The 12187-nt window shown below is 75.1% G+C and carries 6 protein-coding genes; 5 read left to right on the top strand and 1 reads right to left on the bottom strand.

Features of this window, described 5'->3' with window-relative positions; translation table 11 throughout:
• Window positions 1-9 precede the first annotated feature (9 nt).
• From BCL76_RS19250 to BCL76_RS19240, 3 genes are all read left to right on the top strand, one after another.
• The gene (locus BCL76_RS19250) at window positions 10-1515 is read left to right on the top strand and encodes a hypothetical protein (protein WP_258309798.1); all 1506 of its coding nucleotides are present in this window, start codon (window positions 10-12) and stop codon (window positions 1513-1515) included.
• 295 nt (window positions 1516-1810) lie between these two features.
• Window positions 1811-2713, top strand: coding sequence for a hypothetical protein (locus BCL76_RS19245; RefSeq protein WP_109780740.1), 903 nt, complete (start codon window positions 1811-1813; stop codon window positions 2711-2713).
• Window positions 2714-2788: 75 nt separating this feature from the next.
• Window positions 2789-7504, top strand: a complete 4716-nt coding sequence (locus tag BCL76_RS19240) for a hypothetical protein (RefSeq protein ID WP_109780739.1) — start codon at window positions 2789-2791, stop codon at window positions 7502-7504.
• Window positions 7505-8042: 538 nt separating this feature from the next.
• On the opposite strand, the gene BCL76_RS39015 is transcribed toward BCL76_RS19240, so the two are convergent.
• Window positions 8043-8492, bottom strand: a complete 450-nt coding sequence (locus BCL76_RS39015; RefSeq protein ID WP_181382627.1) for a hypothetical protein — start codon at window positions 8490-8492, stop codon at window positions 8043-8045.
• Between the two features lie 432 nt (window positions 8493-8924).
• Between BCL76_RS39015 and BCL76_RS19230 the strand changes: the two genes are divergently transcribed.
• On the top strand, window positions 8925-11747 hold the full coding sequence (locus BCL76_RS19230; RefSeq protein WP_109780738.1) for a nitrate- and nitrite sensing domain-containing protein: 2823 nt from the start codon (window positions 8925-8927) through the stop codon (window positions 11745-11747).
• Window positions 11744-12181, top strand: coding sequence for a roadblock/LC7 domain-containing protein (locus tag BCL76_RS19225; RefSeq protein ID WP_030016314.1), 438 nt, complete (start codon window positions 11744-11746; stop codon window positions 12179-12181). The genes BCL76_RS19230 and BCL76_RS19225 overlap by 4 nt, the downstream gene beginning before the upstream one ends.
• The last annotated feature ends 6 nt before the right edge of the window (window positions 12182-12187 follow it).

Genomic DNA, 12187 nt, shown 5'->3' with positions numbered 1-12187 from the left:
TCTTTGTCCGTGACTCTCCCTGCCCCGGCGAAGACCCTTCCGTCCCCGGCGCCGGGCCCGGCCGCCGACGAGGGCCTGGCCCGGCGGCTGCGCGCCCTCGCCTGCACCGCCCCGCTGCACGACCTCGACGTCCGCAAGGCCAATCTGGCCGGCGAGTACGGGGTCTACGCGATGGCGGAGGTCGCGCTGGCCGCGATCGACCTGGTCACGCTCAACATGGACTTCGACACGGGCGCCGACCACGAGCAGATAGTGGCCAGGCTGCTGCCGCGCGTCGCGGCCCAGGCACCGTCCCGCCCGGCGGCCGAGCACGAGCGGGTGGCCCGCTGGGTGCTGGAGAACCTGATCAACGTCGGCAGCGTGGACCGCGGATTCCGTGCCATCTACGGCACCTTCGGCCCCGACGGCGTCTATGTGCGCCGGGACTACGACTTCAAGCTGATCGAAGAGGTCCCCGGCCACGGCGGCGTGGTCTACCTGCGCACCACCGACGAGGCCGTCAACGTCCTCGTCGGCGCCCTCGACACCGACGTCACCAGCGCCCAGATCGCCGCCGAGGTCAAGCTGGAGGTGCTGATCAGCCGCGGGCGGCTGGCCGACGCCCAGCTCGCCGCCGAGCAGGCCCGCTACCGGACCGTCCAGTACGCCGAGACGCTGCGCCGCACCCTGGACGCGACGCGGCGCAACGTGCGGGCGGTGGACTGGCTGCAGGCCGTGCCCGACATGATCGCCGAGGCCCTGGACCACGTCGCCGACCGCTACCGGCACGAGAACGCGATCCTCACCAACATCCGCAAGGCGCGCGACGAGGCGGAGGAGCCGGAGAACAAGCGGCGCGCGGCCGAGCTCGTCGACATCGTCAAGGACTGCATCCGCCGGCACACCCAGCTGCAGTCCCGGCTGCTGGACGCCGGCCCGCTGTTCCGCGCCGAACAGGACCGCCAGGCCTTCGCGGCCCCGGCGCCCCGCTCCGGCATCGACCTCTACGGCCAACTCGTCGCGCCGCTGCTGCCGCTGCCCCTGGAGCAGGCGAGCCGGGTCACCGCCGCCTTCTTCGCCTCCGGCGCCGGGCTGCGCACCCCCGTCTCGGTGCGGGTGTCCGACCTGGTCGAGATCCTCCTCACCCCGCCGGTGGAGCGGGAGCACCTCGGCGCGGAGATGCCGGAGCCGGACCTCATCGCCACCCCGGACGACAGCCGCTTCAGCGAGGAGCAGCTGGCCGCGGCGACGGCACTCCTGGACCTCCCGCACGACGCCCCGCGCCGGCTGTCCGGAATCCTCGCCGAGGCCCGCCGCAGCGATCCGGAACTGCCGTACCTGGTGGCCCTGCTCGCCGTCCACGCGGCGAGCCCGGCCGTCGGCACGGCCTATCGGCAGGGCGAGGAGCGGCTGCTCTTCGCCGTGGACGACGGCACGCAGCTCGACGACCCCGAGTTCGGCGGCGCCGACCTCATCGTCGGCACCGCCCTTCTGGACGCCGCCGGCATGGCGGCCGACCGCGCGGAGGCCTCATGACCACCGCTCCGGCCCCGATGGCGCCCACTCAGGCCTCGCTCGGGCGGCGCCCGGCCGTTTCAGCCTCGCCGGCGTTTGAGCAGGGGGTACCTCCCAGCGGTAGCTGGGGGAGGGTCCGGGCAGAGCCCGGTGCCCGGCGGAGCCGGGTTTCCTGGGGCTCCGCCCCGGACCCCGCGCCTCAAACGCCGGCGAGGCTGAAACGGCCGACCGCCTCCGCATCGTCACGCGGCACCACACATCCCGCCCCTCTCACCCGTACGACCCGTACAGCCCGCACCGCCGAGGAGACGCACCCGTGAGCGACCACCACGCCGAAACCCCCGCGTGGAGCGAGCCCGACGCGCCGTCGGCTCCCGTCGCGCCCGCCACCACAGGCTCCGTGACCCCCGCCGACGCCGCCGACGCGGCCCGGCTCGTCGCGTTCGGGCTCCAGCCCAAGCTGCTCCCGGCCCGCGACGCCGAGTACGCGGAACTGCTCCGCCGCTACCGCGAGGAGCCCGCCTTCGGCCGGCTCGCCGACGCCGTCGCCACCGGCCTCGGCCTCGTCGTCCTGGAGGTGTCCCCCCGCGCCGGCATGGCCGTGGCCGCCGGCGAGGACTCCGTCTTCGCCGTCCGGATGGGCGACTACGCCCGCCGCACCGCCGCCGACTCCGCCGACCGCTTCCTGCACGGCCTCGCCCACCTCGCCGTGGCCGCCCTCGCCTTCCCCCGCCCCGAGGACCTCGCCGACGACGGCTACATCGGCCGCATCACCGTCAACGGCGTCGACGCCTTCGTCCGGCAGACCTGCCGCCGCCTGGAGGAGCGCGCCGAGGAGCTCGGCGAGAACACCGACCCGGCCTCCGACGCCCCCGGCCTGGAGGCCGCCTGGCGCGTCTACGCCCGCCGCAGCGCGACCGGCGCCACCAAGGACGCCCGCCGCCTCGCCGGCTCCACCACCGGCATCGTCGGCAAGGCGGCCGCCTTCCTCACCGACTCGGGCTTCCTCCAGCGCACCGCGGACGAGGCCGGCGGCACCTACCGCACCACCCCCCGCTACCAACTCCAGGTCCGTGACATGGCGGGCAGCGCGGCGATGGCCGAGCTCCTGGAGCTCGGCGTGGTCCCCGTCAGCGACGGCTCCGCCACCCTGCTGCCGCCGCCCGAGGGCGACGACCTGGATCTGGCCGCCGACGCCGGCCTCCCGTTCCACGCCTGAGCCCCCGGGCCCCGCGGCCCGCGCCCCGATCCCCGTACGTCCTGCCTCACCAAGACACCACGAGAGTCCGCCGCCATGTACGAGCTGTCCCGGATCCGCCTCTACTCCATCGGGCCCGCCGGCGCGCGCTACGCCGACACCGTGCTCGACCTGCGCGGAGTCGGCGAGCCGGTGCCCCACCCGGCGCCGACCCAGGCGGAGTTCTTCGAGGACGAGCCCACCGGCCCGCCGCGCCGGCCCGCGCCCGCCGGCGTGCTCTTCCTGGAGAACGGCGGCGGCAAGTCCGTCCTCCTCAAGCTGATCTTCTCGGTGATGCTCCCGGGCCACCGCAACACCCTCGGCGGCGCCAGCTCCGGCGTGCTGCGCAAGTTCCTGCTCGCCGACGACTGCGGCCACGTCGCCCTGGAGTGGCAGCACACCCAGACCGGCGAGTGCGTGGTCGTCGGCAAGGTCAGCGAATGGCGCGGCCGCCAGGTCTCCAACGACCCGCGGAAGTTCGCCGAGGCCTGGTACTCCTTCCGCCCCGGCCCCGGCCTGAGCCTGGACAGCCTGCCCGTCGCCGAGGCCACCTCCGTGCGCCCGCCCGTCGAGGGCGCCTCCGGGGCCCAGGGCCGCCGCCGCACGATGAAGGGCTTCCGCGACTCCCTCACCGAGGCGGGCAAGACGTACCCGCACCTGGAGGTGTACTTCGAGGAGATCCACGACCGCTGGAACGAGCACCTCACCGACCTCGGCCTCGACCCCGAACTCTTCCGCTACCAGCGCGAGATGAACGCCGACGAGGGTGAGGCCGCCGGCCTCTTCGCGGTCAAGAAGGACTCCGACTTCACCGACCTCCTGCTGCGCGCCGTCACCGACACCCGCGACACGGACGGCCTCGCCGACCTCGTCCACGGCTTCGGCAACAAGCTCGGCCGTCGCGCCGAGCTCATGGCCGAACGGGACTTCACCGCCGGCTCGGTCGACCTGCTCACCCGCATCGTCGAGGCCGCCGGCGCCCGCTCCCGGCTGCGCGACGTGCACGCGGGCGCGGAACGGCGTACGCGCACCCTCGCCCGGCGGCTGTCCGCCCGCGCCACCGAGGAACGTGGCCGCGCCGCCGACCTCGCCCAGCGGGTCACCGGCGCCGCCCACCAGGTCACCGCGGCGGAATCCGCCCGCACCCGTAGCGCCGCCGTCTCCGCCGAACTCGCCTACCGGCACGCCTCGCTGGCGCTGACCGTCGCCGACAAGGCCGCCGCCGCCCAGCGCCGCGAACTCCTCGAAGCCCGCACGCTGCACTCCGCCTGGCAGGCCGCCGAGAACGTGCTGCGCCACCGGGCCGCCGCCGACCGCTCCGCGCGCGTCGCCGCCGCGATCCTGGAGGCCGAGCGGGACGCCGCCCCGGCACTGGCCGCCCGCGCCACGGCCGCCGGTGAGCTGGTCCGGGCCCTGCACACCGCCGCCGAGCACGGCGAGCGGCTCGCCAACGAGGAGGAGGAGCGCTCCGCCGCCCTCCAGGCCGCCGGCGAGGCCTCGCACCGCGACGCCACCGCCGCCGCCACGGCGGCCCAGCGGGCCCGCAGCGAGGCCGAGCACCTGCGCTCCCGGCTGGCCGAGGTCCAGCAGGAGACCGCCGAGGCCGTGCGCGCAGGCTGGCTCGACGACACCGCCCCCGACGCCGACCCGGCCCGTGCGGCCCTCGCCGCCAGCGACGCCGAGAAGACGGCCGTGGCCGCCTGGGACGAGTCCCGGGAGGCCGCGCGTGCCGCCGCCGAGGCCGCCCGCGAGGCCGCCGCGACGGAATCCCGCGCCGAGCTCACCGCCGCCCGTGCGGCGGACGCCGCCGACGCGGCCGAGGGCGCCCACGACGCGGAGTACCGGGCCGCGGCCTCCCTCGCCACCGCCCCGCGGCTGGCGGAGCTGCTGGGGCTGCCGTCGGTCCCCGACGCCTTCCTCCCGCACCCGCGTGCGGGTGCGCAGGCCCACGCCGCCGTCGCGGCCACCGCCGCCGGCGCCGTCGGCCGCCCGGGAGCCACCGGCCCCACCGCCCTCATCGGGTCCGCCGGGTCCGCCGGGGGCGAGAGCCTGACCGTGGCCGACCTCGACCGGAACGCCGACGACCTGCGCACCCTGCTGACGGACGGGGTCGCCGCGGCCGAGCGCCAGCTCTTCGAGCTGCGCACCGCCGCCGCCGACGACGCCCGCATCCTCGGCGCGCTCGGCGACGGCGGGCTGCTGCCGCCCGGCCCGGACGTCCTGGCCACCGTGGAATACCTCGGCGAGCACGGCATCCCCGCCCTGCCGGGCTGGCGCTACCTCGCCCAGTCCGTGGACCCCGCCGACCACGCCGCCGTCCTCGCCGCCCGACCCGAACTCGTCGACGGCGTCGTCATCACCGACCCCGACACCCACGGCCGGGCCCGCGAGGTGCTGTCCGGCGCCGCCTTGCTGCCCCGCTCCACCGTCGCCGTCGGCACGGCCGCCGCCCTGCTGGCCCCGCTGCCGCCGGCCGGCGACGCGGCCGACTCCGGGGTGTTCCTCGTACCGCCGAACCCGGCCATGCACGACGAGGGCGCCGCCGACGAGGAACGCCAGGCGCTGCGCGAGCGCGCCGCCGCCCGTGACACCGAGATCCGTGACCTCGCGGCCCGCCTCGGCGGTGACCGCGAACTCGCCGCCCGCCTCGGCTCCTGGCGCACCGGCTGCCCGCCCGGCCGCCTGACCGAACTCGCGGAAGCGGCCGCCGCCGCCCGGATGTTCGCCGAGGAGGCCGACGCCGAGCTCGCGGAGGCCCGTACCGTACGCGCCGAGGCCGACGAGGCCGCGGCCGACGCCTCCCGGGTCCGCGAGGAGCGCCAGGACACCGCCCAGCGAGCCCGCCGCGTCGCCGACGCCCTCGCCGGGCTCGCCTTCCGGCTGCGCGAACGTGCCGGCTGGCAGGCCAAGCTCCGCGAACTCGCCGACGAAGCCGCCGAGTCCGAGGCCCGCGCCGAGGTGTGCCTGGACCGCGCCCGCGCCGCCGACGAGGACCGCCGAGCCGCCCAGCGCGCCGCCGACGACGCCCGCCGCACCGCCCGCGCGCTGCGCGCGGAGCGCGCCGAGATCGCCGGCGCCCCCGACCAACTGCCCGACGGCGAGGGTGACGCCCCCCGGGCGCCGCTGCCCGACCTGCGCGAGGCCTACCGCGCGGCCTCCCAGCTCTACGAGAAGGTCGGCGTCGGCGCCGACCTGCGCGCCGAACAGGCCCGCGCCGAGAGCGACGAGAGCGCCGCCCTGGCCGAACTCGACCGCCTCACCAACAAGGTCCGTACCCGGGCCGCGCAGCTCCTCGAAGGCACCGACGGCGCCGACGGCCCCTCCCGGCAGGCCGCGGCCGCCCGGGCCGAGTCCCTCGTGCAGATGCTGGAGACCCGCGCGTCCACCGCGAGCGAGCAGCTCGGCCGACTGCGCGGCGAGGCCGAACGGCACGCTCCCACCGAGGGGGAGGCGCACACCGAACTCCCCGAGGAGCTCGTCCCCGAGGACGTCGACCAGGCCCAGGCCCTGCTGCGTACGGCCACGGCCCAACTCGCGGCCCACACCGCGGCCGTGGAGGGCGCCCGGGCCGCCCACACGGACCTGCTGCGCGCCCACCGCACGGCCGAGGACGGCGCCGGTGGCTTCGACGAGACCGCGGCGATGCTCCGGGACCTGCTGCGCGACCACACCCACCAGGACGACGAGCAGGAGCCGGTACCCCACGCGGGCACCCTGGAGGAAGCCCGCCAGTCCGCCGCCGAGGCCCGCCGCTCCCTGCGCGGCTGCTCCGCCGACCTGTCGGCCGCGGAGGCCGCGGTGCGCGAGGCGAGCGACATCCTGGTCCGGCACGCCAACGCCACCCGCTACGAGCAGGTACGCACCCCCGCGCGCCAGCAGATCCGCGAACTGCCCGCCTCCGCGCTGCCCGAGCACGCGGCGGCCTGGGCCGCGGCCTTCGCGCCCCGGCTGCGCGTCCTCACCGACGAACTCGCGCAGCTGGAGCGCAACCGCGACAGCATCGTCGACCGCCTGCGCGGCCTCGTCGAATCGGCCCTGGCCACGCTCCGCTCCGCGCAGCGACTCTCGCAGCTCCCCGAGGGCCTCGGCGAGTGGTCGGGGCAGGAGTTCCTGCGGATCCGCTTCGAGGAGCCGGACCAGGCCACGCTCACCGAGCGGCTCGGCGAGGTCATCGACGAGGCGACCCGCGCGGCCGTGAAGAAGAACAGCAGTGCCTCCTTCGGAGAGGGCCGCCGTGACGGCATGTCCCTGCTGCTGAGGGGTGTCCAGGCGGCCCTGGAGCCCAAGGGCATCTCCGTGGAGATCCTCAAGCCGGACGCGGTGCTGCGCGCCGAGCGGGTGCCGGTGGGGCAGATGGGCGACGTGTTCTCCGGCGGGCAGCTGCTGACCGCCGCGATCGCGCTGTACTGCACGATGGCGGCGCTGCGCAGCAACGACCGAGGCCGCGACAAGCACCGGCACGCGGGCACGTTGTTCCTCGACAACCCGATCGGCCGCGCCAACGCGACGTACCTGCTGGAGCTCCAGCGGGCCGTCTCCGACGCCCTCGGCGTCCAACTCCTTTACACGACAGGCCTGTTCGACACCACGGCTCTCGCCGAGTTCCCGCTGGTGATCCGCCTGCGCAACGACGCGGACCTGCGGGCGGGCCTGAAGTACATCAGCGTCGAGGAACACCTGCGCCCGGGTCTGCCGCAGCAGTCCGCGGAGGCGGAGACCATCCACGGCGAGATCACGGCCACCCGCATGTTCCGCCGCAGCGGCGTCTCCTGACGCGAGAGCACGGCAGACACGCGCACGCGGACCCGAGACATCGTCGCGGGGCCGCATGCGCGCGCCGACGCGAGGCGTCCTCGCGGGGCGCACGCGCGCTCGCCGGGCGTGAGGGCGTCGGCGCGCGGAACAGTGCCCGGAGGCCGCCGGAGGGGCGTCCTCGCGGGGACCAGGCAGACGTGCCGAAGCCAGGCGGCCTCGGGGGCACCCGGGCGTGCGCGTCGACGTGAGACATCGTCGCGGGGACGCACGCACGCGGGGCGCGAGGGCGACCGGCGCGCCGAATAGCGCCCGGAGGGCCGTCCTCATGGGGACCAAGTGGGCCGCCGACGCCAGGCCGCCTCGGGCACCCGGGCGCGCACGTCGACGCGAGGCCGCCTCGGGGCACCGAGGCGTGCACGCCGGGCGAGAGGGTGGCTGGCGCGCGGAACAGTGCCCGGAGACCGTCGGAGGGTCCTCCTCGGGGGCACCCGGGCGCGCACGTCGGCGTGAGGCGGCCTTGTGGGGCGTACGCGCGCACGGCCGGGGGCGCGGGCGGTCAGCGCGTCGAATAGCGCCCGGAGGCCGCCAGAGGGCCGTCCTCGCGGGGTATTCGGCCCGCCGCGGCCTCCCGGGCCGCTCGGGAGGCCCGCCGGGCCGCCCGGCGGCGGCCGCGCGCCGTGCTGCTCGGCTCCGACAGGACCCCGTACCGCTGGTTCCAGGTCTGTCGGGTGATCAACACGTCCAGCACGCCCCAGGTGGCCACGATCGTCCCGGCTATCGCCCCGAGCCCCATGGGGAGGGCCAGCCAGGACCCGGTCAGGGTCAGGAAGAACGTGATCGTCGCCTGCGTCAGGGTCACGGACACGATCAGCACCGCCCGCACCGCGGACGTCCGCACCGAATCCGGCATCCGGCGCCGCCGCGCCGGCTCCTCGACCCACAGTCCCCGCCCGGCCGAGTCGGCACCCAGGCCCGCACCCACACCGCCGCCCTCGTCACTGCTCATGGTCCGCTCACTCCCCACCGCGCGGTCCGTCATGCCTGCCGGCCCTGCCCACTTGCCACGTGACGCGTCTGCCCCGCCACAGCCGTCCCTCACGTCCGTTCCGGCACGCCCCTCGAACTGACAGACGTTCGGCGGCGCCGGGAGATTCCCGGATCGCGGATACGTTCTCGCACCGGAATGATCGCGGAACGAATAATTCCAGCCATCCATCGGGTTGCGGGAACTGACGCCCCACCAAGTGTCATCTGCCACATATCGGGCCGGTCTTGACCGGAAGTGTCGGACAACTGGTGATCTTCCTCCCGGGGTCAGGCCGAAAACGTCCGGACACGCCTTCGAAGCTGCCCCGCAGCAGTAGTAGGCTCACGCCGTTTAAATGACGGAACACCGACCCCCGGTAACGGGGTTGACCTGGGGGAGGCTGGGGAGGCCATGCGCTTTCGCGGGAAGTCCATCCGCCGGAAGATCGTGGCGTTGCTCCTTGTGCCGCTCGTCTCCCTGACCGCCCTCTGGGGCTTCGCGACAGTCATCACCGGCCGAGAGGCCGTCCAACTCTTCGACGTGGCCTACATCATCGACAAGGTGGGCTACCCCGTGGAGGACGTCGTCCGCGTCATCCAGAAGGAACGGCGCCAGACCCTGGTCGTCCTCGGCGACCCCCGGGCCGCCGCCGCCACGGCCGAACTCACCAAGCGCCGCGCCGAAACCGACCAGGCCGTCGAGCAGATCAGCGTCAGCGCCCGCGACTCCAAGGTCATCGACGAGCTGAGCCCGCAGAGCGCCCAGCGCCTGCGGTCGATCGTCGCGGCCTTCCAAGGCATCGGCACCATGCGCCGATCCGTCGACCAGAACGCCCTGGATCCCACCCAGGCCCTGGATCTCTACAACCGACTGGTCGACCCCTGCTACGACTTCCTCATGAACCTCCACGGCCTGGACAACGTGGAGGTGGACAAGGAAGGCCGCGCCCTCGTCGGCATCAGCCGCGCCCGCGAACTGCTCTCCCGCGAGGACGCCGTCATCGCCTCCGCCCTCGCCGCGCGCAACATCACCGCTCCCGACGTCCGCCACGTCTCCGACTTCGCGGCCAACCGCTCCCTGCTCTACGAGTTCAACCTCGTGACCCTCCCCGCCGAGGACCGGCAGAGCTTCGAGCAGTACTGGAAGAACCCCGAGACCCAGCCGCTGCGCGACGCCGAGGAGCGCTTCATATCCGGCGGCGCGGTCAACAAGCCGCGCAACCTCACCGCCGCCCAGTGGGACGAGGCCTCCATCAAGGTCCTCGACGAACTGGCGGCCATGAACACCGCCGCCGGCAACCGCTACCAGGAGCGCATCGAGCCCGTGGCCACGGACGTCATGGTCCAGGCCGCCGCCGCCGGCATCCTCGGCTTCCTCGCACTGGTCTTCTCCCTGGTCCTGTCCGTGCGCATCGGCCGCGACCTCGTCCGTGACCTGTCCCGGCTGCGCAAGGAGGCCCACGAGGCCTCCGGCGTCCGGCTGCCCAGCGTGATGCGCCGCCTCGCCGCGGGCGAACACGTGGACGTGGAGACCGAGGCACCCCACCTCGAATACGAGAAGGACGAGGTCGGCCAGGTAGGCCAGGCCCTCAACACCCTCCAGCGCGCCGCCGTCGAGGCCGCCGTCAAGCAGGCCGACCTGCGCCGCGGCGTCTCCGAGGTGTTCGTCAACCTGGCCCGCCGCAACCAGGTGCTGCTGCACCGCCAGTTGACCCTCCTCGACACGATGGAACGCCGTACCGAGGACACCGAGGAACTGGCCGACCTCTTCCGCCTCGATCACATGACCACCCGCATGCGCCGGCATGCCGAGGGCCTCGTGATCCTCTCCGGCGCCGCGCCCTCCCGCCAGTGGCGCAAGCCCGTCCAGCTGATGGACGTCGTACGCGCCGCCGTCGCCGAGGTCGAGGACTACGAGCGCATCGAGGTACGCCGGCTCACCCGCCTCGGCATCGTCGGCCCGGCCGTCGCCGACGTCACCCACCTCATCGCCGAACTCCTGGAGAACGCAACCGTGTTCTCTCCGCCGCACACCGCGGTCCAGGTGCACGGCGAGCGCGTCGCCAACGGCTTCACCCTGGAGATCCACGACCGCGGCCTCGGCATGACCCCCGAAGCGCTGCTCGACGCGAACCTCCGGCTCGCCGAGACCCCCGAGTTCGAGCTCTCCGACACCGACCGCCTCGGCCTGTTCGTCGTCAGCCGCCTCGCACAGCGCCACAGCGTCAAGGTCGTCCTCCAGCCCAGCCCGTACGGGGGCACCACCGCGGTGCTGTTCCTGCCCGCGGCCCTGCTGACCGAAGCCCCCGAGACCAACGGCGCGGGCGCCCGGTTCGACGGCGCCCGGGCCGCGGCCAAGCCCCTGAGGTCCGACAAGGCCGGCCGCGCCGGCTCCGAGCGGCCCACGGCCGCCGCCATGCAGCGCGCGACGTCCGGCCGCCAGCTGCCCGTCGGCGACCTGCGCGGCCCGGTCGAGCTGGAGGCCCCGCTTCCGGCCGGCGGCCTGAACGGCCGGGACCGGCTGGACGGCCTCGACGACCCCGCCGTGCACGACGACGCCCCCACGGCGATCACGAGCCGTACCGGCGCCGCCGCCCGCCCGGTCATGGCGACGCTCGACGACGAGACCCCGCCGAACGGCATCCCGCGCAGCGCCCTCCTGGGCCTGCGCCCGGCGGACCGGCCGCACACCGACCGGCACGCGGACCGCGGCGGCCCCCGCAAGGGCGACCGCGACCGCGAGTCGCACGCGCCCACCGGCCCCGTCCGGCTGGACACCCAGCGCGTGGAGGCCCCGCGTCCGGACGGCTCCCGCTCCCAGGGCGCCGTACCGCTGCCGCGCCGCCGCCCGACCCCGACTCTGGTCGCCGACCACGGCCGCCGGGTGGAACCCCGCCCGGTGTCCATGGTCCCGCAGCCCTCCCCGGCCGGATCCGAAGCCGGATCCGACGCGGGGACCGCCGCACCCGGCCCCGGCATCGGCGGGCTGCCCCGCCGGGTCCGCCAGGCGAGCCTGGCGCCCCAGCTCAAGAAGTCCCCGTCCGCCGCACCCGCCGAAGCCGCCCCCGACCAGGCGGCCGACCGTGACGCGGAAGACGTACGTACGCGCATGTCCGCACTCCAGCGTGGCTGGACGGCGGGCCGCAACCAGCACGCACAGCAGAAGTCCGAGACCGAGGCAGGCACATCCGCCGCCGGCGGTCCCGCGAACGAGAACGAAGGGGACGGTCGATGACCGCACCGCAGACCGGCAACGACACCAGGGGCCGCGGCTCCGGCCCGCTCAACTGGCTCCTCGACGAGCTCGTCGACCGGGTCGGCTCCATCCGCAAGGCGGTGGTCCTCTCCGGCGACGGCCTGCCCACCGGCAGCTCCAAGGACCTGACCCGCGAGGACAGCGAGCACCTGGCCGCGGTCGCCTCCGGCTTCCACAGCCTGGCCAAGGGCGTCGGCCGGCACTTCGACTCCGGCCGGGTCCGCCAGACCGTCGTCGAGCTCGACGAGGCCTTCCTCTTCGTCATGGCCGCGGGCGACGGCAGCTGCCTGGCCGTCCTGGCCGACGCCGACTCCGACGTCGGTCAGGTGGCGTACGAGATGACGCTGATGGTCAAGCGCGTCGGCGACCACCTGGCGACCGCCCCGCGCACCGGGCTGCCAGCCGGAGGGTGAGTCGTA

Origin of the sequence: Streptomyces sp. CG 926, assembly GCF_003148825.1 — a bacterium.
In the GTDB taxonomy this organism is placed as follows: domain Bacteria; phylum Actinomycetota; class Actinomycetes; order Streptomycetales; family Streptomycetaceae; genus Streptomyces.
The sequence above is the reverse complement of the archived record's forward strand: the minus strand, read 5'-3'. Positions and strand labels throughout refer to the sequence as shown.

Excerpts from the sequence above, each read along its gene's own strand:
- BCL76_RS39015 (WP_181382627.1), bottom strand. The coding sequence starts at position 8,492 with ATGAGCAGTGACGAGGGCGGCGGTGTGGGTGCGGGCCTGGGTGCCGAC.
- BCL76_RS19230 (WP_109780738.1), top strand. The coding sequence starts at position 8,925 with ATGCGCTTTCGCGGGAAGTCCATCCGCCGGAAGATCGTGGCGTTGCTC.
- BCL76_RS19240 (WP_109780739.1), top strand. The coding sequence starts at position 2,789 with ATGTACGAGCTGTCCCGGATCCGCCTCTACTCCATCGGGCCCGCCGGC.
- BCL76_RS19225 (WP_030016314.1), top strand. The coding sequence starts at position 11,744 with ATGACCGCACCGCAGACCGGCAACGACACCAGGGGCCGCGGCTCCGGC.